The organism is Alicyclobacillus macrosporangiidus CPP55 (assembly GCF_000702485.1).
GTDB lineage: Bacteria > Bacillota > Bacilli > Alicyclobacillales > Alicyclobacillaceae > Alicyclobacillus_H > Alicyclobacillus_H macrosporangiidus_B.
Genome location: NZ_JNIL01000001.1, coordinates 2,937,332 through 2,957,608, shown reverse-complemented (window position 1 = coordinate 2,957,608; position 20,277 = coordinate 2,937,332). Strand labels below are relative to the sequence as shown.

The window sequence follows — 20,277 nt, the reverse complement described above, 5'->3', positions numbered from 1 at the left end:
CATTTTACTCCCACTCAATCGTCGCGGGCGGCTTCGACGTGATGTCGTACACCACCCGGTTGACCTCCGGCACCTCGTTGACGATCCGGTTGGACACCCGCGCCAACAGGTCGTGCGGCAGGCGCGCCCAGTCCGCCGTCATCCCGTCCTGCGAGGTGACCGCCCGGATGGCGATGGTGTGCGCGTACGTCCGCTCGTCCCCCATCACTCCGACCGAGCGGATGCCCGTCAGCACCGTGAAGTACTGCCACACGTCCCGCTCGAGGCCCGCCTTCGCCACCTCGTCCCGCAGGATGGCGTCCGCCTCCCGGACGATGTGCAGTCTCTCCGGCGTGACCTCGCCGAGGATCCGGATGGCCAGTCCCGGCCCCGGGAACGGCTGCCGCCACACCAACGACGCCGGCAAGCCGAGGGCCTCGCCGAGCCGGCGCACCTCGTCCTTGAACAACTCCTTGAGCGGCTCAATCACCTCAAATTGCATGTCCTCTGGCAGACCGCCCACGTTGTGGTGGGACTTGATGGTCGCCGCCGTCGCGGTGCCGCTCTCGATGATGTCCGTGTACAGGGTCCCCTGCACCAAAAACCGGAACGGCCCCAGCCGCTCCGACTCCCGCTCAAACGTGCGGATGAACTGCTCCCCGATGATCTTGCGCTTTCGCTCCGGGTCGATCACGCCGGCCAACCGGCCGAGAAATTCTCCGGCTGCGTCCACGCGCACCACGTCGATTCCGAGCTGCCCGCCAAGGGACGCCATCACCGCGTCCCCCTCGCCTTTGCGGAGAAGACCGTGATCGACAAACACCGCGGTCAGCTGCCGGCCCACCGCGCGGTGCACGAGCGCCGCCGCGACGGCGGAGTCTACTCCCCCGGAGAGAGCGCACAGCACTCGCTCGCTCCCGACCCGGGCCCGGATCTGCGCGACGGTATCGTCAATCCAGGCGGCCGGTGTCCAATCCCCCTTGCAGCCGCACACAGAGAACAGGAAGTTTCTCAACAGCTCCCGCCCGTACTCGGTGTGGCCGACCTCCGGATGGTACTGGACGGCGTACAGCCCGCGCGCGGGATCGCTCATCGCCGCGATGGTGCCAGCCTGGGTGGCGGCGTCCAGCTGAAATCCGGACGGCACGGCGCGGACCGCGTCGCTGTGGCTCATCCACACCGTCTGCCGTTTGGGCTGTTCAGCGAACAGGGCGCAGGCGTCTGGCTCGACCACGAGTTCGGCTCGCCCGTACTCGCGTACGACACCCCGTTCCACCTTGGCCTCAAACGTCTTGGCCAACAGCTGCATGCCATAGCAGATCCCGAGGATGGGCACGCCGAGCTGATACACCTCCGGGTCCACGTCTGGCGCCCCATCCGCGAACACGCTCTTGGGACCGCCGCTGAATACGATGCCTTTCAACCGTTTTTGCTTCAGCTCCGCGGCCGTCGTGGTGTGGGGCAGCAGCTCCGAGTACACATTCATCTCGCGGATGCGCCGGGCGATCAACTGGTTGTACTGCCCGCCGAAATCCAGCACCACCACGACCTCGTGGTCTGACATGCGTGCACACTCCCCCTGTCTGGCCGGCCGAATCACGCAAAAAGGCCGACGCCTCGCTGCGTGTAGGTTGTCCACCAACCCTTGGCACATACGAGGCATCGGCCCACACGGCCAAAGCCTTACAGCCCCCGTCCCGCCGCCGGACATCCCTGCAGGGATCCGGACAAGCCAAGACGGGGCCGCTGCCGGCCCTGTCCGCCGCCTGATTCCGACCTCGTAGTCGGGCGATTCTCGGTCGCCCGGTAGAGACCGCTGAGCCATATTCCCAGCGTTATACGAGTCTCTGAATTTCGACCTCATTCTACTTCCTGCGGCTTCGAAAATCAACGAGGGTGTTGGGCACAGCGGGAAACTGGGGGTGACGCGTTCACGCAACGGATAAGGGAGTAGGGCGCGGCGCTACGCTTCTGCTGCGCAAGCCGCTTCGCGCCGCGCCCCACCCCGCATTAAAAAAACCGGGCAGACAAAAATCCGCCCGGCGCCTTCCAACCCAATCCCGTCAGGACTGCAGGTCGCGGTTGATCTCGTTCTTGACCTCCTGCGGGTTCGTCCCCGAGGTCAAGCTCATCCCCGCTCGGTTGCTCAGGTCCTGCTGGATGTCGTTGCGGACCTGCTGCGCGTTGGTCTTAAACTGACCGAACGTGCTGTTGGTCGCCTGCGCCCGAGCAGCCGCCTGGTTTGTCAGCGCACCCGCCGATTTGTTCTGGAGGTCGCGCTGAATGTCCTGCTTCACCTTGTTCGGATTCGTCATCACAAGGTCCTCCTTCACGGTGGGATCGGAAAGCGATCTCAGTATGCGTCCCTGCCCTGGCCTTCATGCAGGAGAGCCCTGCCAATGGCGGCTTGGACGGCTGCGGCATCCGCCCGGACGGCGGGCCGTCAGCGCTTCCCCGGCCAATGCAGGGCCGCTTCCAGCCAGCGGGACCAGGTCCGCCGCACCTGCTCCGCCTCCTCGGGCGGGACGGCGGCGTCGCCGTAGAATGCCGACTCGGCCGTGCGCACCAAGTGCCGGTACTCCGGCTCCGGGATGCCGTACACGCGTGCCGCCCGCTTCAGATCCCGAAGCGTGGCAGCGCCTTGTGGGATATCCCCGTTCTTGCGCAACAGCCCTATCAGGCGCTGAAGGCCCGCCCACATCGCCTGTACCGGTTCCCCGCGCCACGCCCGGTGGTGCCACCAGGAGCGCAGCCGCCTTCGGAAGAGGACGCCGCCGGCGGCCGCAATCGCAACCAGCGCCGCTAGCCCCCGCCACAGCCAGGGCCCCAGTCCGCCGCCCGGCCCCTGCGTGTTGCCGCCGGACACGTCAGATGGGTCCTGCGGTGGTTTGGGCGGCTGGACAGGCTGCGTGGTGTTGCCTTCATCCGTCGATCCCGCCGACGGATTGGACTGCGCCGGGAGATACGGCATCGAAAAGTTGGGCGTCGGGTCAAAAGGCACCCATCCGACCCCAGGGAAGTACACCTCAACCCAAGAATGGGCGTCCGCATTCTCCACGGTGTACCGCTGGCCTGGGCCGCCATAAGCGGGATCGACCGAGCCCTCCGTGAACCCGGTCACCCACCGCGCGGGCACTCCGATGGTCCGCAGCATCACCGCCATGGCCGTGGAGAAGTTGTTGCAGTACCCTCTTTTCGTCTCGAACAAAAATTGATCCACGTAATCCTGGTTCGGCCCGGGGACCGGGATGCCGTCCGTCGCGTACTGGTAATTCGCTTGAAGGTAGGCGGCCACGCGCTGAACAGCGTCGTACTCACCGGACGATCCGCTCGTCACCTGGCGTGCCAAGTCTCGCACCCGCTGCGGGAGGCTGGCGGGCACCTCAAGATCGGCCAGGACGCTCGGCGGGAGGTGCGTGTCCCTGCCGTCCGGCGCCGGGAGCGGGATGCCGGCCAGCTTGGGCCCCGGGGCCTGGAGCTCGTAACTCTCCAGGGTGTACACATCCCCTTGGTGCAGCGGACGGGCGAAGAACGTGCCCTGGTGCGGATCCACCATCAGGGTGCCCGAGCCCTGGCCGTTGAATGACCAGAGGATACTCGGTATGTACGCGCCGAAGAGCACGCCGGCATTGAGGTGAGGGGCCAAAACGGTCACGGTCTGCCGGACCGCCTTCCCCGGCAGGACAGACGCCTCCACGGTCCCGGACGCCACCCGCTGGCCGTAGGAGTACGTGCTGATCTGCTGCTGCCCCGCGATCCACCCCTTGCCCGTGTACAGGTCATACACCTGTCCGCGCAGGTACGCCGGGTAATCGGTGACCACGGCCAGCACGGGCGTGTGGTCCATCACGAAAGAACCTCCCAGATGGGAGTTGTCCACCTGGTAGCCGATGACCCGAACGCCGCCACCCGTCCCGCCGCCGGCCGGTGCCAACGGGTTCGCCCACACAGGTCCCCGTTTGGGCAACCCCCAACCCGCCGCCAGGGATACGGCCAGCACCGCGGCCAGCGGAACGAAGAAGCGGGCGGGGCGCGGGCCAGCGCCGTGCGCCCGGTGGTTCAGCCGCATGAATTGGGCGACGCCCAGCGATATCAGGAACAGCGCCAACACCCCCACCATCACCCCATCCGGGTGAACCGGGGTGTTGGCGTCGATCAACCCGAGGACGCCGACGCCGAGCAGGTTGTAGAACACCCACAGCCGCGTCCGCCGGATCGCGTACGCGACCAACCAGTACATGGCGCACAGGCCGAGGATAAACAGATGGGTTTGAAGCGGATCGGACAGGGCGTGATCCCGCAACATCGCCACCGCCTGGCGCCGTTCATGGCTCCACACCCAGGCCAGACGGCCCGCCCACGGCATGCCCGGCGCAAAATAGACCGCGACCGCGACGTAGGAGAGCACCAGTGCGGCTCCTGCCCGCAGCCACCGCCAGGGCAGCCAGTGGATCACAGCCAGGGCGAGCAGGATGGGAAGAAAGCCCCGGGCGTTCACCAGCAGGCCGAAACGCTCCATCGGCAGGAGAAACAGCCAGATCCAAGCTGCCGCGAACAGACACAGCACCGCCCGCGGCCAGCCCCCGTCAGACAGGCGCCACATGTTCCACACCCCCCGCCCGAAGATCGCTGAGCTGTTCCGGGGTCCGGATGAGATGGAGATCCACGCGGGCGGCGGCCAGCGCCGCCAGCCCCTCCCGCTGCGCGTGGCTCAGCGCAGGGCCGGCCAGGGGCACGAACCATTCCATCTGCACGCGCCGCCGCGCGAGGTCAGCCGCCACCGCCGCCTCCCGCCCGATGTCCGGGGAGATCACCACCAACGTCGCCCCCACCGGGATCTCCTGAGCGACCCGTCTGAGGGTGGTGGGAAAGTCCACGCCGCCATCGGGCCTGGCCAGGGCCAGCTCGAACAGACAGCGAAACAGCAGCGCGTCGTCGGCCCCTGGCCCCAAGGAGGTCAGTCCGGTGCGGTGGAACAGCGCCGTAAAAGGGCGGCGGGCGTCCGCCGCGTACTTCATCAAGGACGCTGCGATCACCATCTCCAATTCAAACACCGACGGGTCTGTGCGGTGAAACGAACGGCGGGACAGGTCGGGCAGGAATGCCAGTTGTCCGGTGACGTGCAGCTCAAACTCTTTGGCCTGCAGCACCCCTCTCCGCGCGGTTGCCGGCCAGTGCACGCGGCTCAGCCGGTCGCCCGGCGCGTAGTCGCGCACGCCGATGACGTTGCTCGATTCCTCGCTGCGCCGCCGAGTGGCTTGCTGCAGCCCCCGCTCCTCGGGCCGGTGGCCCATCCAACCGCGCACCGGAACCACCTGCGGATAGACGATGATCTCCTCGTGGCACGAGCAAGTCCGGGTCCGGCTGAGCAGGCCGAGCAGATCGCCTGCTTCCAGCAGTACACCGGGCAGGGTGTACACCCCCCGCGGAAGATGAGAGATCCGGTAGGTGAAGGTCCACGTCCGACCCCACAGCGGCAGGGTGATCTGCTGGGCCCCGGTGGCTCGTCCATCCCACGCGGCCGGCAATTGGTCGGCCGCCCGCCACCACGCCAACGGCCAGGGTATCCCGCGCTGGACGGTGATCTGCACCGTCAGCGGTTGGCCGCTGGACAGCCGGCGGGCCGATAGGCGGCGGGCCACGGTGACCCGCCGCAGCGGGAGCCACGCGGTCAACCCTTCATACAGCGCGAGGACCGCGACGGTGCCAAACAGAAACCAGGGCAGAAACCCGCCTTGCAGATTGGCGAATACCCAACAGGCGACGAGGGCCGCCAGGGCACCGGCGAGCAGTGCGGCCGCCTTCATCGCCCGGACCGCCCCGCGGTGTGCACGGCCGGGATGGCGACCTGGCCGACCAGGTCACGCAGGAGATCGCCGACCTGCACACCGGAGAGCCGGGCGTCGGCAGACAGCAGCACACGGTGTTGGAGCACGAATGGCGCCAGGTATCGTACATCGTCCGGCACCACATAATCGCGGCCGCACACGTAGGCCAACGCCTGCGCCGCTTTGAACAGGGCGATGCTGGCGCGCGGGCTCGCGCCGAGGTACACCTGGCGATGGGCGCGCGTCGCATGCACCAAGCGCACGATGTAGGCGCGAATGCTGTCCTCCACGCGGACGGAGGCCACGTCCTGGCGCCACGCGACGACGTCCTCTGGGCCGGCGACCGCCTGGATTCGCTCAATGGGATGGCCCGCCTGCTGGCGGCCCAACATCATGACCTCGTCGTCAAACGAAGGGTAACCCATTGAAAATTTCAGCAGAAACCGGTCCACCTGGGCTTCCGGCAATGGAAAGGTCCCTTCGAACTCAATCGGATTCTCCGTCGCCATCACGAAAAACGGATTGGCGAGCGGATAGGTGCGGCCGTCCACCGTGACGCTGCGTTCCTCCAGCGCCTCCAGGAGCGCCGATTGGGTCTTCGGCGAGGTGCGGTTGATCTCGTCGGCCAACACGATCTGGCCGAAAATCGGTCCCGGCCGGAACTCGAACGCCTGCCGCTGCTGGTTGTAGACAGAGATGCCGGTGACATCCGAGGGCAACAGGTCGGGTGTGAACTGAATCCGCTTGAATTCGCAGCCGAGCGAACGCGCGAACGCGCGCACCAACATCGTCTTGCCGACGCCCGGCACGTCCTCTATCAGACAGTGGCCGCCCGCCAACAGCGCGACCAAGACGAGCCGGATGACATCCTGCTTGCCGATGATCACCTTTTCCACATTGTCGACCACGGCCTGCAACTCAGGCCGCCAGCCGTCGAACTCCAGGTGTGTCGTGGGCGAGAGAGCCACACGCATTCCTCCTGTCTCGAACCGTTCTAAGTTCGAGTGTACATGGCGAGGGCGCCGTTTTCACCTGGTCGGGGATGAAATTCGTTAGAAAGAATAGAAAAATCCCCCGCAGAGGAGGGGGATCACTTGCCCACGTACTTCGTCGGATCGACGGAGACCGGAAAGCCGGAGCTGTCGAACCCTGTGGCGATGGTGAAGTGCAGGTGCGGCCCGGTGGAAAACCCATTGCTGCCCACCGCAGCGATGGTCTGTCCCGTGTGGACCACCTGGCCTGGGTGCACCTTGATCTGGTACGCGTACATGTGGCCGTAGATCTCCAACAGGCCGCCGGAGGACTGGATCACGATCCAATCGCCGAAGCCGCTGGCCGGCCCTGCGTACAGCACCTTGCCGCTGGTCGCCGCCACGATGGGGGTGCCGAGGGGCGCCGGGATGTCGATCCCGTTGTGAAACTCGCGCGATCCGTCCGACCAACTGCGCCAACCATACCCCGAGCTGATGGTGCGGTAGCCTGGCACAGGCCACGTCCAGCCGCCCGCCGGCCCGGTGTACCCGCCTTGTTCGGCCTCCAACTGCGCGATCAACTTCTGCAGACTCTTGAGCGCCGCGTTCTCGCTGTTGAGCTGCGATTCCTCGTTGACGCGCTGCGCGTGAACCTGCGCCAACAGTTTTTGCTGCGACTGCTGGGCCTGTTCCTGCTGCTGCTTTTGCTGTGCCAGCACTTGGCGCTGGCTCTGCAACTGGGCGAGCTGAGCGTTCATCTGCTGCTGTTCGGCGTCGAGCTGCTGCTTCTTCGCCCGGATATCCTCCAGCACCGCCTTGTCCTGCTGCGCGATCCGTTCCAGAAGCTCGAGCCGGTCGAGCAGGTCGGAGAAGCTGGTCGAAGAGAACAATACGTCCAGATACGACGCCTGTCCGGCCTCGTACATCACGCGCACCCGATCCGCGAGGACGCCGTACTGCTCGTCGATCTGTTTCTGTGTATCCTCAATTTTCTGCTTGAGCTGGTTGATTTCTGCCGTCTGTTTGTCGATGTCCGCTTGCGTCTTGTCGATGGACACCTGTAAGGACTGAATCTTATCTTCCAGGTCCTGAATCTGTTGCTGCAGGGTCTGCTCCTGGGATTTCAACTGCGAGATCTTGGCCTGTGTGCTCTTCTCCTGCTGCTGCAAGTCTTCGGCCTTCTTCTTCGCGTCCGACAGCTTGTCCGCGTACGACAGGGCGGGCTGCAGCACGATGGTGCTCGCCCCGAATGCCGCCAACACCAACCAAATCCCGCGTCTCATGGAGAAGAGAATCACCTCAATACCCGCTATGTAACGTCCTCGCGTCCGCCCCGTTCGCAAATTTCACAGTCTCACGCCGTGATCCCTTCGACACCAATCGCCACATTCCTGCCCATTCGGACACAAAACCCCAGGTTCCCTTGAATTCGAGCAGGGAATGTGGTCCTATAAGATCTGGACCCAATCCTTTGAATCGAACATGCGGCGGGTGATTGCAATGCAGGACGTGGTTGCGCACGAACCCTACAAGGTACTGGAATACTTCTTCTCCGACGATCCGTGGACGCGGCACATCGTGTATGGCAGTTCCACCTCGGTGGGCCACTTTGTGCGCGGGAACCGCTCGCGCGGGATCCAGGAGATCACCTCGGTGACCTTCCCGGACCGGGAGAGCCTGACTCAGTATGTAGAAAATCTCAAGGCCAAGCACCCCGATCTGCACGTCACGCCACTGAACTGAGTGAACCGATGCGTGAACCGGCCCAAGAGCACCGAACGGCGCCCGCCATCATGGCTGGCGCCACCTCCCGGGGCGGATCTAGATATCTATTCCACATATCCCCATTTCTTCCTATCGACAATTTCCACACAGCCATGATATATTCGCTCCGCGTGACCATCAACTCACGGAATGGGTGAATCCAGTTGACGAAACACCGCCGCATCGGGCTCGGTCTGACATCGGCCGCCAGCCTCTTCGCCGCACTCGCCATCCATCCGGCGCTTGCGTCCGCCGCGACATCCACTGCCAAGCCAAAGCATGCCATGGTGCTCAAGGAGATCGACCTCAACGATCACGTGATGTCCAAGCCGTACGGCTTCACCTACAGCAACACCGCGTACATGCCCATCTGGTACGTGATGCAAGCCCTCCGCCACCTGGGGATTCAGAGCCAGTGGGACGGCCGCAACTGGCGCATCAGCACCCCGGCCGGCGAGACGCCGGACCTGTCCTCCATCCAGGTCGGCACGGGGAATCTCAACATCTACGTGAACGGCAAGCTGGCGAAAAAGGTCGTCGGCATCGTCGACATCGATCCCGCCTCCAAATCCGCGACCACCTTCATGCCGGTCTGGTACGTGATGCAGATCCTGCGCGGCGTCGGCGTGACGCCCGACTGGAACGGGACGAAGTGGACCATGGAGACGGACAACAACCTGACCGACTACCAGCCCGAGGATGTCCTGTACGCGGTCGATGCGTACACCACCAATCTGACCGCCGAGGACGATCCGGTCGCGCTGTTCCGAGACCTTCGGTCGCGCGGATACGCCACGCAGGACCTGATCGACGAGGTGACGCAGGCCGAAGCGCAGTCGCCCGATGCTGCCTGGACGAAATTCGCCCAGGCCAACGGGATCACGTCGGGCAGCCTGGATGACGCCTCGTGGACCATCGTGCGCGAGGGCGAAGTGGACGACACGCACCTGCTCGTGGAGCTGCAGGAGACGGACAAGGTGACGTTCGCCGACGGCACCCAGACGTCCTACAAGCAGGTCGTCGACTGGGGCATCATGAAGGACCCAAGCGGCCTGTGGCAGGTCGACTATGTCTTCCCCGTATCGCAGGACCCCATCAAGACGGCGGACGGCAAGGAGATTGACCCGGGGTTCCAGCACCAGAGCCTGTTCGATCAGACGGATAACGCCACTGGCACTGACAACGGCACCAACACGACGAACAGTACGGAAGCCACAAACAGCACGACCTCAAACAGCACGGACACAAACAGCACGGACGCCACACCCCAGGGCTGACCCCGCTTCGAGAAATCCAGCCTATGGGATCGACGCCCTCCAGGTGAGAAGCCGCGGCACGCTGCCGCGGCTTCTCACGCTTTCGCGAGCACTTCACTGGGCGATCCTGCCGCCACCGCCCGCCCCTGTTCCACCGCCAACACGGCATCCGCCAGGGTGGCGACGTCCTCCCGGTCGTGGGTGACGCATACCACGGGGCACCCGGCGTCCGCGAGCACGGCCCGCAAAAACGACCGCAACTGCCGCCGCGTCTCTGGATCGAGTGCGGAGAGCGGCTCGTCGAGCAGCAGATAGTCCGGCTGCACCACCAACGCCCGCGCCAAGGCCACCCGCTGCGCCTCGCCGCCCGACAGTTCCGCGGGCCTCCGATCCGCCAGGTGGGCGATGCCCATCCGCTCCAACATGGCCATCGCCCGACGCCGGCGCTCCATCCGCGGCACGCCTCTGGCCTTCAATCCGTACATCACGTTGTCGATCACGCGCAACCGCGGAAACAACCCGTACTGCTGGGGCACATAGCCGACCCGCCGGCGTTCGGGCGGCACGTGAATGCCCTCCTTCGCCGAAAACAGAATCCGTCCGTTCAACTGGATGAACCCGTCCGCTGGCACCGTCAGGCCCGCCAACGCCCGCAGCAGGGTGGTCTTCCCCGATCCGCTCGGCCCCACCACCGCCGTGACGCCGGGACTGACCTCGGCGCGGATCGCCAGGTGGAACGCGGACAGCGGTACCTGGATATCGAAGAACAGCCCACGTTGCAACCGCACGCGCCCCCTTTCAACCCGGTCCGATCGCCCGCTGGCGCAACCTCGACAGCGCCCACAACAGCCCAAAGCCGAACACCATCAGCACGATGGCGAGCGACACCGCGGCACCCACGTCCTGCTCGAGGACGGTGTAGATGGCCAGCGGCATGGTCTGCGTCACGCCCTGCAGGTTGCCCGCGAACAGCATGGTCGCACCGAACTCCCCGAGGGCCCGCGACCAGGCCATCGCTGCGCCCGTCAGCAAGCCCGGCAGCGCCATCGGGATCTCCAACCCCAGCCATGTCCGCCAGGGGCCCGCGCCGAGGGTGCGGGACACCTCGGCAAGACCGCGATCGACCCCCGAAAACGCCTGCCGCGCGGTCTGCACGTAGAAGGCAGAGCCCTCGAACGCCTGCGCCACCACCACGGCCGCGGTGCTGAAAGGTAGCGAGATCCCCCAGTCAGCCAGATGGCTACCGATCAAACCGTTGCGGCCGAACGCCATCAGAAGCGCCAGCCCGGCCACCGCCGGCGGCGTCACCCACGGCACTTGCAGCAGGGCCTCGAGGGCTGACCGCCCGGGAAACGAGGCCCCTGTGGCCAACCGATGCGCGAGCGGCGTCCCGAACAGGATCACGAGCAAGATGGCGATGCAGCTGGTCCGAAGGCTCAGCCACAGAGCGTCCTGGACGACCGGCTCCGCGAAGGCGGCGAAAAACTGCCGCGGCGTCACCGAGAGAAACAGGCTCACGACCGGGACGGCCATGAATAGGACCAGCACCACGCCGAAGCCCCACTGGATGGCGGGCATCCATCCCCACGACAGACGCCTCATGGCGACGACACAGGCAAGAAGCCGTTCTCCTGCAAGATCTCCTGTCCCGCCTTGGACAGCACGAACTGGACGAACGCCTGCGCCGCATCCTGGTGGGCCGACCGCCCCACGACCGTGATGGGATAGGTCGCCGTCACATTGACCGGGTCCGGCACCGGGATCACCTGCAGTTTGTCGCGGTTTCCGCCCATCGCGTCGGTGCGGTACACGAAGGCCGCATCCGCCTCACCGAGAGCCACCTTGCTGACGATCTGCTTGACATCCGTCTCCTGGGACACCACGTGGGAGAGGACCTGCTTGGAGAAATTCCCGCCGTACACGGCGTCCGCCTTCTGCAACGACTGCCGGGCATACGTCCCGATGGGCACATCCGGCACCCCGAGCACCACGCGCCGCGCCTTCGGGAGGTCAGCGTACGCGTGCACGCCGGCCGGGTTGTCCTTCGGCGTAATGAGCACAAGCGCGTTTTTCGCGAAGGTCGACGGCGCGGCGGCCAGCCCCGCCTGCTTCAGCTTGTCCATGTTCTTCTCATCGGCGCTGGCGAACACATCCGCCGGCGCCCCCTGTTCCATCTGCGCCACCAGGGTCTGGCTGCCGGCAAAGTTGAAGTGCACCGTCACGCCCGGGTGGGATTTCTCGAACGCCTGTCCGAGCTGCTGGAACGCGGTGGTCAGGGATGCGGCGGCATCGACCGTCAAGGTCGTCTGCACACCGCCGTTTCCGGCGCCACCCGCAGCTGCACCGTTCGGTCCGCCGTTTGAGCCACCGTTCGATCCGCCGCCGGATGCCCCATTCACTCCGCCGGTCCCCGCCCCGGTCCCGCATCCGGCCACCAGGGCGATGGCGGCCGCTGCGGCGGCCATCGACATCCCGAGTCTTGTCCGCACACGAGATTTGCGTGGGCTGGTTGGGATCCCCGGCCCTCCATGGACCGGCATGCTTTTGTTTGCGTCCTGACTCATACGGTTCCTCCTTCCGCCTCCACCACATCGCCGAGGCGTGTGACATCGTATCCCCACAAGGTCTCCATCTGGCGTCGGAAGGCACCCGTGCGCAACGTGTCCAGCAGGGCCGACACGGCCGGTTCCGACAGGCGGCGCAAAGGCAGAACCCATTCGAAGCGGTGCTCCTCCACCGCCTGAAAGGGCAGGCCGTACACATGGGCGGCGAACGACGTGGTCAACCCGGCGTCGGCCACGCCCAGAACGATCATCTCCGCGGCCTGAATGTGGTCCATGGCCGCCACCGGCGTCCACCGCACCGGGCCCGCGTCGTGGGGTAGCGCGGCGTCGTAGAGGGCGGCCACCGCCGTCGCAGCCGGCCGTCGCACCCAGCGCACGTCCGGCCTCCCCAGGTCCTCCAGTCCCTGGATGCCTTTCGGGTTGCCGGGCTGGACGGCCACGCCCACCTCCCAGCGGGCAAAGTGGACGCGCACCAGCGGATCGTAGGACGCGTGCGAACCAGATGTACCCGCACCAGACGTTTCCACCTCGCCGCGCACCTGGGCGAGCGCCGCAAAAAGGTGCCCGTGCACGCCGGCCACGTGGACGCGTCCGTCCGCCAGCGCCCGCACCGCCGCACCGCTGCCCCAGGGAAGCTCCACCACCCGGACTGGCGCGCCGGTGTCCGCGAGCCAGTCCCTGAGGAGGGCGAGGGCGGGATCGCATCCGGCGATGGCCACGGTCTTCTCCGCCCATGCCATCCGCGAAGCCTGCACGGGCTCCGGCTGGCCGGACGGGCCCACCACGCCGTCCGCCAACGTGCCCGCCCCGCGATCCCGCAGGGGAAACACCACCACATCCCCGTCGACGCTCGCCAACCGCACGCGGACGCCCGGCCGGGGCGGCGAATCCGGGTCCCCCCAGCGAACGGCGGGATGATCATCGCCAAACAGCGCCTCCACCGTGGTGCCGAGGATGCGCGCCAACCGGATGGCCACCCGGATGGACGGCAGACTCCGCCCGGCCTCCAGCGCCCCGATGAACTGCCGGCTCACACCGAGCCGCGCGGCCAAGGCGTCCTGGCTCATCCCCAGCCGCCGTCTCCGCTCTGAAATCCGCCGGCCCAACGCGGCCTCATCCCCTGCATCCGTCGGCCGCACCAAGAGTCCCTCCTCTGCGTTCGTGCTCGCATGCGTCCATTCATCCGTGCCCGTTCCGCCGCGGGATGCTACTATGGTTAGCGGAACGCAAGCGAGAGTAGCTATGAGGACAGCATACGACCAATGGGCCGTGAGGATCAAGGCCCGGAAGGCGAGAAGCCACGAAATTTCATCGTGCTGGGGGGAAGCAGGTACGGCCGCCGGAGGTATGGTGAATACCACCGTGTTTGGTAGTGAACGAATGTACTTTATTCCAGCGAGATCGCGAGGCGATTGCAACCATTTCGTACTTACCAGAGGGGATGAAGAGATTTATAGTAAAGGATTTGCATTTAATGGGAGGCGGCCGCGGCTTCGGCGACCCCGATTATGAATATTTCCACCTTAATCGATCCGCTCCGGCCCTCTATAACGTGAAAAAGTTGTTTACCGTACTGTCCCACCAGGCCGATAAGAGGAAAATCGTTTTTACCCTCTCATCGACGGGGGCTCGTGTCGTACAGCAAGGGTGGCAGGCGCAGAGGTTGGCGGGATCGAGTCGGCGCCAGGTGCTCACCCCAGGGCCGGGTCGAGCAGGGCGAACAACCTGGTCCGCTCTCCCGGCAGGCTGTCGGCACCGATGCGCATCACCGGGGAAGTCATGCGTTCCCGGAACCCGCCCGCCATCAGCCGGTATCGGAACGCCGTCTGCTCATGCGGCACATCCACCCGCACCGGCACCGTCCAACCGCTGGACACTCGCCGGACCAAGGCCAGGGCGATCGACACGTCCCGCGCGACGACGGGGCCGAGGCAGAGGGCGGATGGCTTTCGAATGGCAAAGGTGAAACCGAGCAGCGCGCCATCTGCATCGCGATAGCCCCATCCCGGTGTGCGCAGGGCGAACAGGGTCTCATAGACGGTGCTCCGGCATGCACCGAACGCCCGCTGGTCCAAACGGACGATCTCCTCGAGATCGCCCGGCGGCAACGGCCGGACGTCAATCGACAAGGACGACCCTGCTGCCGGTGTGTCGGCGGGATCGATCTCCAGACGATGCACATACCCGATGGTCTGAAACCCCAGCTTTCGGTAGAGCGGTTCACCCATCGGGGTCGCCACCAACAGGACCGGCGCTCCCACGGTCTTCGCCTCCGCGAGACATTCGGTCACCAACCGGGTGGCCAAGCCCTTGCGCCGAAACTGCGGGTCCACCATGACATTGCCCAGCGATGCGATTCTCCCGTCATACAAATAGAGTCCCGCGCTGGCGATCAACGCCGCGCCGCGCCAAGCGCCTCTGACGCGGCCGAGCCCATTCAGAAACAACGACGTCTGCTCCCGCGCGAACTGCCAACCCACCCGCTCGGCCAATGCCCGGAGAGCACCTTCGTCTTCCCGCCCCAAGATGCCGATCCGCTCCTGTGCGTCCATGCCCATTTCCCGCTCAACGCGTCCGCGGGATGATCCACGCGTTGTCCGCCTTCGCAAACCCGATGTGCGGGTAGTACGACATTGCGGTCGGCGCGGCCAACAGGATGAGAGACACCTGATTGGAGAGCTGTGCCTGCGTCTCCCGGATCAGCGCCTGGCCGATGCCCTGGCGTTGGTAGTCGCGGTCAACAGCGAGATCGGACAGATAGCAACAGTAGACGAAGTCCGTGAGGGACCGAGCAATGCCCACCAATCGATCCCCGTCCCAGGCGGTGACGGTGAGATTGGCATGGCGGAGCATCGCCTCGATGCGCCGCAAATCCTCGGTCGGCCGGCGAATGCCGGACCGCTCAAACACCTCCGCCACCTGCGCGGCGGAGACGGGGGCGTTCACCCGGTAGGTAATCATGCCAATCCCACCTTTCATTGCCCAAAATGCTGAAGGATCTATCTGAGATGGCGCTGACCGGACGCCCCATCCTCACCGCGATCCACTACCGCCCATCCTCCAGCCGCCGCATCCACGCCGCGACCTCCTGCGCCTCGGCGTCCCCGGTCCGGCCCAGGGCCTCTATCACCCGTCGGCGCACCTCGGGCGGCTTGTTCTGGCTCAGCTTCGCCTTGCCCTCGATCCGCTCGATGTCCAGTCGAAAGCCGACGACAGCCCGCATCAGGTTGCGGTAGTAGGGCTCACCCGCCTCCTCCGGCAGCCGCGAATCCGGCTCGTAGAACCGCACCGTCTTCGCCAGCAGGTCGGCCAACTCGCCTTCGTCTTCGATCACGCTGCACCTCCCATACACATGCACGGCGACATAGTTCCAGGTCGGTACAGACTGTGGCACTTCATACCAGGACGGCGAGATGTAGGCGTGCGGCCCTTGAAACACCACCAGGGCCGTCTGCCCGTGCAGGTCTCGCCACTGTGGATTGGCCCGCGCCATGTGCGCCCACAGGCGCCGGCCATCGGCGTCAAAGACGAACGGCAGGTGGGTGGCCGTCAGCTCGCCACCTGAGGTGCTGATGAGCAGGCCGAAGCTGTGATCGCGGAGGAAGTGGGCGATTTCCTGCGGATCGTCCATTGAAAACGCCTTCGGTACATACATGCGCAATCCCCCTCTGGCTCATGGTGCCATGGTAGCGCATTTTTTCAGTGTTGTGTGACCTGCATCCGGAGCCAGCCGGTCAGGTCGGGCCAACCGTATCCCACTTCCTTCAACCACTTTCCGCCGACCTCCAGCTCGCCTTCCCGCACGGGCCGCCCGCCCATGACAGCGTAGAATTGGCACGCTGGATTGTCGGCCAGGGCCCAGATCAGCATCCCATGCATGCCGTGCTGCACCAGATGTTCCGCGACTTGGCGGAGCAATCTCCGCCCCAAGCCGCGGCGCTGGTGCGCCTCCAGCAAATAGATGGCGTACAGTTCACCGTCGAAATCGGGATCGGCCTTTCGTATCGGCCCGCCGTCGGCGAATCCGACGATGCGGCCTGTCTCGTCCTGCGCCACGAACATAGCGTATTTCTCGGATGATTGTTCAAATCGCCTGCGCCACCGAGCTTCACTTTCCGCGTAGGACATCCCGTCCAAAAAGGCGTCGGGCACGATGCCTCGGTATGTCGTCCGCCAACTGTCGACGTGGACCCTGGCCACAGCCGCCGCATCATCCACGGTCGCCCTGCGAATGGAGTAACCGGTGTGCAAGGAGTTCACCTCGCATCTGCCTCTGCAAACTATGAATTGTCCGCTAGAATACAACAAAATGAACCAGTGCGCAAACGTCAGGCCAAGTCGGCAGGACGAATCACTTCGTCAATCAGGCCGTATGCCTTCGCTTCTTCTGCGCTCATGAATCGATCCCGGTCCGTGTCTGCCGCAATCCGCTCCACGGATTGCCCGGTGTGTTTGGCCAGCACGTGGTTGATTTTCTCCCGCGTTTTCAACATCCAGTCCGCATGGATCTTCATGTCGGATGCCTGGCCTCTCGCCCCGCCGTGCGGCTGATGGATCATCACCTCGCTGTTGGGGCGCTGAACCGCCGCGCCTTCATGTGCGTCCTCCGGATCGCGCCGCACTGCCGCCAGCCGGACCCTGGCGCGGTGCAGGGCCGCCTTCACGGCTCCGCGGCTGATGCCCAGCAGCTCGGCTGTCTCCCGGTCCGTATATTGGAACGCCTCGCACAGGAGGAAGACCATCCGCTGCTTGGGCGTCAGCTTGGTCAACAGGATTTGCAACGCCTCTTCCAGTTCAGCCCATTCGTTGTGGAACGCGGGTTCAGACCGAACCGCCAGTTCCGATGGCCCGTGCGGATGGGACAGGCTGTGTTTGCGAACGTGATCGATCCATGAATTCTTTGCGATCCGCCGCAACCAAGCCGGCACGTTGGGATGACGCACGATGACGCACGCCCGCTTTGTAGGCCGTCAGTGCCTTGAGCAGCGTGGTCTGCACCATATCCTCCGCATCCCGGCGGGTCGCGCCGAGGCATTCGCAGTATCGGATCAACGAGTGACGATACGCCGACAGACTCTCCTCATCCGGCACGGAAGGTTCCCTCGTCCCTCTCGTCTCACGGCTGGGAACCACGCCAGCAGCCTCCTTTCCGTTGACACCATGAAAACGAATGAACAGGCCGAATGGATACGCGGGGCTGAGCTCAGATGCGTCTGGCGAGCATCGTGAGGATGGTCAGAACAACATGGTTCGAGGAGTCTATACAGTCCGACAGCTGTTTCCGTGTTATGGGTTTGGATAAACTCAACGTGCGAGTCGTCTGAAAATCATTGTTCGTCTCGCCTGTGTGTCATCCGCAAATCTAGGCGCAACCTGTTCGCCGCCTCACTCCATGAAGGCCCCCATCCGCACGCCCCTGGATAGTCAAAGGCAAACAGAATCGCCTCACCACGTTCGTTCGTTTCCGCCGGTTCACAATCGAATCGCCGGAATGCCTCGTAAAAGCGTTCGATATAGCCTTCCGCGTCCCCGCTCGCCGTGGGCAAGAAGCATACTTTCGGATGAACACGCCTCGATTGACGAAGGACATATTCATCGAGCAGCGGATTGTCAGGCTCCATCGAAAATCCACCACCGCCCATGGCGATGATCTGACGCATGACCGTCCCTTCCTTCTCTGTCCCCGGCAATCGCCAGCTCGAGTCGTTGATCCAGACCGTCATTTGCCGCCCCCGCGAAAATGGTTAGAATGATTATAACGAGTATAATAAACCGCTGCATACAGTTTCAGAGAATAGAATAGGGGAAGAACCGTTGATCGAGGGGAGCGGTGTACATGGAACGGGTTTACCGGAAGGTCACGCGGATCGGAAACAGCCTGGGCATCACCTTCACAAAGGAGGTATTGCAAAAACTGAATTTGGACTTGGGTGATGATGTGGAACTGATGATAAACGAGAAGACAGGTCAAATCGTACTTCGCAAGGCCGTATCGATCCCGCCTGGGCTTGATCCAAAATTTTTTGAGACCCTGAGCGCCAATGTCGAACAATATCGAGAGACGATAGAAGGGTTAAAAGATCGATGATCAAATATCTTACACCGGAAGAGGTCATTGCCATCCATCTGTATGTCATCAGGGAGTTCTCGCCCAATGAACAGAGCGGCGTGAAATTTCCAGATTTGCTGGACTCGGCGGTCAACCGGCCAAAACAATCGGCATTCGGCCATGATGCGTACCCGACCATTTTCGAGAAGTCGGCGGCATTGTTTGAGTCGCTCGCCCAAAATCACGTATTTCACAACGCCAACAAACGAACCGCCTTTCTCTCACTGCTCCAATTCCTGAGCTACAACGGGTATACGTTCGTCATGCCTCCCAAGCAGGCTGAGGATTTTGTGGTCGACGTGGTGAACCATCGATACACGTTTGAAGACATTGTACGCATCATCGCTTCGCACAGTCGCCGAGATTCGCGAGAGGGCTAGCGCTTCCGAGACAAGCGGATCGCCCGTCAAACCAACCGTCTGCCGACCAGACTCGCCGACACGGGTGCTCGCCCCATCTCCCTCGCCCATACGGACAACTGCCCGATGTGATGAATTTCATGAACGATCACATGGCGAAGAACCTCACCGAACGTATATGAGAACGGCGTCCCGTCGTGCTTCGTACCGGTGAGCACTCGGCCCTCCATATCCGGTCGCCAACTCATGACGAACCGCTCCACTTCGGCCCTGCAATGGCGCGACAACTCCATCACCCGGGCCAAGGTCGGGTAGGATTCGAAGCTGTAGTCAATATCCGGTTTTCCTTGCAACGCGCGAATCCACGATTGCTCAACATCCACGATGTGGAAGAGGGTTTTCAGAATGCTGCCCACGCCCCCGACCCGCTGACGCGTCAACTCCTCTTCCGGAACCTCCCTGCACCAGGCAAACCACTCATCCCGAACCTGCCAGTTGTAACGAAACAGGGTGATCATGCCATCACGCTCCCACCATATCCATCAGCGTTCAAACGCGTACGCCCGCTCCACCTTGCAGACACGCGTGACAAATCCCTCGTACCAGATTTCCCGCCCCAGCCGTTGGGCCACTTGATGGCGGGCGTGCTCCTTCCACAAGCGGATCGCCTCTTCCGATGTCCAGTAGGACACCGTGATCCCAAAGCCGTTTTCGTCCCGAACACTCTCCACACCCAAAAAGCCAGGTTGCTGCCCTGCGAGCTCCACCATTTCCTCCGCCATGGCCGCGTAACCATTGTCACCCTCGGTTCGCATCGAGGTGAACACCACGGCATAGTACGGTGGTTCGGGTGTGCGTGCGAAATCACCCATCCGTGTCCGCCTCCGTCTCGATGGAATGAAGTCGAAAGAATCGCTCCCGTGTCAATTTCACCCAGAACGCGTCGCTTCCCAGGGACGGGTCAGGTTCAAACCCGAAGCGCAACAAGGCTCTCTGGCCTCGCACATTGTCGAGGGCGATGTTGTCCATGAGAACATTCCCCTCACATTTCGTGAAGAAATACGTTGTCATGATTCGGAGGACCTCGGAAGCATAGCCTCGTCCCCGATGTGTCGCCTCAATGTTCATTCCATACATCGCTGTCCCGCTCTTGGGGTCAAAGTTATAGAAATACGCCTCACCCACCGGCTGATGGTCTTCCTTGCGAAAGACCAAGCAATAGAACCGAGAGGGATCCCCCGGGTGCACCCACCGTTCAAACCAGCGGATCGCACGGACATCGTCGAGAAGTTGCACGCCGCCCACGTCAGCCATGGTCTCCGGGTCGGACCACAGGCGCTGGATGTACGTAAGTTCGTCGCGGAGGGGAGGGCGCAGATACAACCGCTGACCATTCAACATCGATGCGTCGCCGTCATTGCGCAGGGTGTGTGATTCGTACATCGGA

General features: G+C 63.9%; 22 protein-coding genes, 1 pseudogene and 1 riboswitch. Of the genes and pseudogenes, 4 read left to right on the top strand and 19 right to left on the bottom strand.

The window, feature by feature from the left end; translation table 11 throughout:
• Positions 1–4 precede the first annotated feature (4 nt).
• The 6 genes from guaA to N687_RS22390 all read right to left on the bottom strand — a co-directional run bounded on the left by guaA (position 5) and on the right by N687_RS22390 (position 8,061).
• The gene (guaA, locus tag N687_RS0114770) at positions 5–1,543 is read right to left on the bottom strand and encodes a glutamine-hydrolyzing GMP synthase (protein WP_029422590.1); all 1,539 of its coding nucleotides are present in this window, start codon (positions 1,541–1,543) and stop codon (positions 5–7) included.
• A 197-nt stretch (positions 1,544–1,740) separates the two neighbouring features.
• Positions 1,741–1,842: riboswitch (purine riboswitch) on the bottom strand.
• Between the two features lie 200 nt (positions 1,843–2,042).
• Positions 2,043–2,294 (bottom strand): hypothetical protein, encoded by a 252-nt coding sequence (locus N687_RS0114765; RefSeq protein ID WP_029422589.1) that lies wholly within the window; start codon positions 2,292–2,294, stop codon positions 2,043–2,045.
• Between the two features lie 128 nt (positions 2,295–2,422).
• The gene (locus N687_RS0114760) at positions 2,423–4,582 is read right to left on the bottom strand and encodes a transglutaminaseTgpA domain-containing protein (protein WP_029422588.1); all 2,160 of its coding nucleotides are present in this window, start codon (positions 4,580–4,582) and stop codon (positions 2,423–2,425) included.
• A complete protein-coding gene (locus N687_RS0114755; RefSeq protein ID WP_029422587.1) occupies positions 4,566–5,786 on the bottom strand; it encodes a DUF58 domain-containing protein in 1,221 nt (406 codons plus the stop codon). Before N687_RS0114755 ends, N687_RS0114760 begins: the two co-directional genes overlap by 17 nt.
• A complete protein-coding gene (locus N687_RS0114750; protein WP_051663296.1) occupies positions 5,783–6,781 on the bottom strand; it encodes an AAA family ATPase in 999 nt (332 codons plus the stop codon). Before N687_RS0114750 ends, N687_RS0114755 begins: the two co-directional genes overlap by 4 nt.
• Positions 6,782–6,897: 116 nt before the next feature.
• Positions 6,898–8,061 (bottom strand): murein hydrolase activator EnvC family protein, encoded by a 1,164-nt coding sequence (locus N687_RS22390; RefSeq protein ID WP_029422585.1) that lies wholly within the window; start codon positions 8,059–8,061, stop codon positions 6,898–6,900.
• 157 nt (positions 8,062–8,218) lie between these two features.
• Here N687_RS22390 and N687_RS0114740 point away from each other — a divergent pair, with 157 nt between their 5' ends.
• Positions 8,219–8,521, top strand: coding sequence for a hypothetical protein (locus tag N687_RS0114740; protein WP_029422584.1), 303 nt, complete (start codon positions 8,219–8,221; stop codon positions 8,519–8,521).
• A gap of 185 nt (positions 8,522–8,706) precedes the next feature.
• Positions 8,707–9,819, top strand: a complete 1,113-nt coding sequence (locus N687_RS0114735) for a hypothetical protein (RefSeq protein WP_029422583.1) — start codon at positions 8,707–8,709, stop codon at positions 9,817–9,819.
• A 74-nt stretch (positions 9,820–9,893) separates the two neighbouring features.
• On the opposite strand, the gene N687_RS0114730 is transcribed toward N687_RS0114735, so the two are convergent.
• From N687_RS0114730 to N687_RS24855, 10 genes and pseudogenes are all read right to left on the bottom strand, one after another.
• On the bottom strand, positions 9,894–10,580 hold the full coding sequence (locus N687_RS0114730) for an ATP-binding cassette domain-containing protein (protein WP_051663295.1): 687 nt from the start codon (positions 10,578–10,580) through the stop codon (positions 9,894–9,896).
• 16 nt (positions 10,581–10,596) lie between these two features.
• Positions 10,597–11,400, bottom strand: a complete 804-nt coding sequence (locus tag N687_RS0114725) for an ABC transporter permease (RefSeq protein ID WP_029422581.1) — start codon at positions 11,398–11,400, stop codon at positions 10,597–10,599.
• On the bottom strand, positions 11,397–12,362 hold the full coding sequence (gene modA, locus N687_RS0114720; protein ID WP_051663294.1) for a molybdate ABC transporter substrate-binding protein: 966 nt from the start codon (positions 12,360–12,362) through the stop codon (positions 11,397–11,399). The genes N687_RS0114725 and modA overlap by 4 nt, the downstream gene beginning before the upstream one ends.
• Positions 12,359–13,501, bottom strand: a complete 1,143-nt coding sequence (locus tag N687_RS21290) for a substrate-binding domain-containing protein (RefSeq protein WP_035462357.1) — start codon at positions 13,499–13,501, stop codon at positions 12,359–12,361. The genes modA and N687_RS21290 overlap by 4 nt, the downstream gene beginning before the upstream one ends.
• A gap of 552 nt (positions 13,502–14,053) precedes the next feature.
• The gene (locus N687_RS0114710; RefSeq protein ID WP_035462354.1) at positions 14,054–14,914 is read right to left on the bottom strand and encodes a GNAT family N-acetyltransferase; all 861 of its coding nucleotides are present in this window, start codon (positions 14,912–14,914) and stop codon (positions 14,054–14,056) included.
• A 13-nt stretch (positions 14,915–14,927) separates the two neighbouring features.
• Entirely contained in the window at positions 14,928–15,323 is a 396-nt protein-coding gene (locus N687_RS0114705; RefSeq protein WP_029422578.1) for a GNAT family N-acetyltransferase, read from the bottom strand.
• Between the two features lie 85 nt (positions 15,324–15,408).
• Positions 15,409–16,017, bottom strand: coding sequence for an FMN-binding negative transcriptional regulator (locus N687_RS0114700; RefSeq protein WP_029422577.1), 609 nt, complete (start codon positions 16,015–16,017; stop codon positions 15,409–15,411).
• A gap of 44 nt (positions 16,018–16,061) precedes the next feature.
• The gene (locus N687_RS0114695) at positions 16,062–16,613 is read right to left on the bottom strand and encodes a GNAT family N-acetyltransferase (protein WP_029422576.1); all 552 of its coding nucleotides are present in this window, start codon (positions 16,611–16,613) and stop codon (positions 16,062–16,064) included.
• Between the two features lie 77 nt (positions 16,614–16,690).
• Positions 16,691–17,305 (bottom strand): sigma-70 family RNA polymerase sigma factor, encoded by a 615-nt coding sequence (locus tag N687_RS23260; protein WP_081841431.1) that lies wholly within the window; start codon positions 17,303–17,305, stop codon positions 16,691–16,693.
• Between the two features lie 522 nt (positions 17,306–17,827).
• Positions 17,828–18,022: pseudogene (locus tag N687_RS24855) on the bottom strand (Type 1 glutamine amidotransferase-like domain-containing protein); the annotation flags it as partial.
• Positions 18,023–18,198: 176 nt separating this feature from the next.
• Here N687_RS24855 and N687_RS0114670 point away from each other — a divergent pair.
• Both N687_RS0114670 and N687_RS0114665 read left to right on the top strand, forming a co-directional pair.
• Positions 18,199–18,450: a hypothetical protein gene (locus N687_RS0114670; protein ID WP_029422572.1), complete on the top strand. Its 252-nt coding sequence runs from the start codon at positions 18,199–18,201 to the stop codon at positions 18,448–18,450.
• A complete protein-coding gene (locus N687_RS0114665) occupies positions 18,447–18,851 on the top strand; it encodes a type II toxin-antitoxin system death-on-curing family toxin (protein WP_029422571.1) in 405 nt (134 codons plus the stop codon). The genes N687_RS0114670 and N687_RS0114665 overlap by 4 nt, the downstream gene beginning before the upstream one ends.
• A gap of 26 nt (positions 18,852–18,877) precedes the next feature.
• Here N687_RS0114665 and N687_RS0114660 read toward each other — a convergent pair whose 3' ends face one another.
• From N687_RS0114660 to N687_RS0114650, 3 genes are read right to left on the bottom strand one after another with little or no spacing between them, the layout of a single operon-like run.
• On the bottom strand, positions 18,878–19,348 hold the full coding sequence (locus N687_RS0114660; protein ID WP_029422570.1) for a DinB family protein: 471 nt from the start codon (positions 19,346–19,348) through the stop codon (positions 18,878–18,880).
• A gap of 24 nt (positions 19,349–19,372) precedes the next feature.
• The gene (locus N687_RS0114655; RefSeq protein WP_029422569.1) at positions 19,373–19,702 is read right to left on the bottom strand and encodes an antibiotic biosynthesis monooxygenase family protein; all 330 of its coding nucleotides are present in this window, start codon (positions 19,700–19,702) and stop codon (positions 19,373–19,375) included.
• Positions 19,695–20,273 (bottom strand): GNAT family N-acetyltransferase, encoded by a 579-nt coding sequence (locus N687_RS0114650; protein WP_029422568.1) that lies wholly within the window; start codon positions 20,271–20,273, stop codon positions 19,695–19,697. The genes N687_RS0114655 and N687_RS0114650 overlap by 8 nt, the downstream gene beginning before the upstream one ends.
• Positions 20,274–20,277 lie beyond the last annotated feature (4 nt).

Coding starts and splice junctions, on each gene's coding strand:
- N687_RS0114750 (WP_051663296.1), bottom strand. CDS start 6,781: ATGCGTGTGGCTCTCTCGCCCACGACACACCTGGAGTTCGACGGCTGG.
- N687_RS0114660 (WP_029422570.1), bottom strand. CDS start 19,348: ATGATCACCCTGTTTCGTTACAACTGGCAGGTTCGGGATGAGTGGTTT.
- N687_RS0114710 (WP_035462354.1), bottom strand. CDS start 14,914: ATGGACGCACAGGAGCGGATCGGCATCTTGGGGCGGGAAGACGAAGGT.
- N687_RS0114765 (WP_029422589.1), bottom strand. CDS start 2,294: ATGACGAATCCGAACAAGGTGAAGCAGGACATTCAGCGCGACCTCCAG.
- N687_RS22390 (WP_029422585.1), bottom strand. CDS start 8,061: ATGAGACGCGGGATTTGGTTGGTGTTGGCGGCATTCGGGGCGAGCACC.
- guaA (WP_029422590.1), bottom strand. CDS start 1,543: ATGTCAGACCACGAGGTCGTGGTGGTGCTGGATTTCGGCGGGCAGTAC.
- N687_RS0114760 (WP_029422588.1), bottom strand. CDS start 4,582: ATGTGGCGCCTGTCTGACGGGGGCTGGCCGCGGGCGGTGCTGTGTCTG.
- N687_RS0114670 (WP_029422572.1), top strand. CDS start 18,199: ATGGAACGGGTTTACCGGAAGGTCACGCGGATCGGAAACAGCCTGGGC.
- N687_RS0114650 (WP_029422568.1), bottom strand. CDS start 20,273: ATGTACGAATCACACACCCTGCGCAATGACGGCGACGCATCGATGTTG.
- N687_RS0114725 (WP_029422581.1), bottom strand. CDS start 11,400: ATGAGGCGTCTGTCGTGGGGATGGATGCCCGCCATCCAGTGGGGCTTC.
- N687_RS0114700 (WP_029422577.1), bottom strand. CDS start 16,017: ATGTATGTACCGAAGGCGTTTTCAATGGACGATCCGCAGGAAATCGCC.
- N687_RS0114755 (WP_029422587.1), bottom strand. CDS start 5,786: ATGAAGGCGGCCGCACTGCTCGCCGGTGCCCTGGCGGCCCTCGTCGCC.
- N687_RS0114705 (WP_029422578.1), bottom strand. CDS start 15,323: ATGATTACCTACCGGGTGAACGCCCCCGTCTCCGCCGCGCAGGTGGCG.
- N687_RS0114740 (WP_029422584.1), top strand. CDS start 8,219: ATGTGGTCCTATAAGATCTGGACCCAATCCTTTGAATCGAACATGCGG.
- N687_RS0114655 (WP_029422569.1), bottom strand. CDS start 19,702: ATGGGTGATTTCGCACGCACACCCGAACCACCGTACTATGCCGTGGTG.
- modA (WP_051663294.1), bottom strand. CDS start 12,362: ATGAGTCAGGACGCAAACAAAAGCATGCCGGTCCATGGAGGGCCGGGG.
- N687_RS0114665 (WP_029422571.1), top strand. CDS start 18,447: ATGATCAAATATCTTACACCGGAAGAGGTCATTGCCATCCATCTGTAT.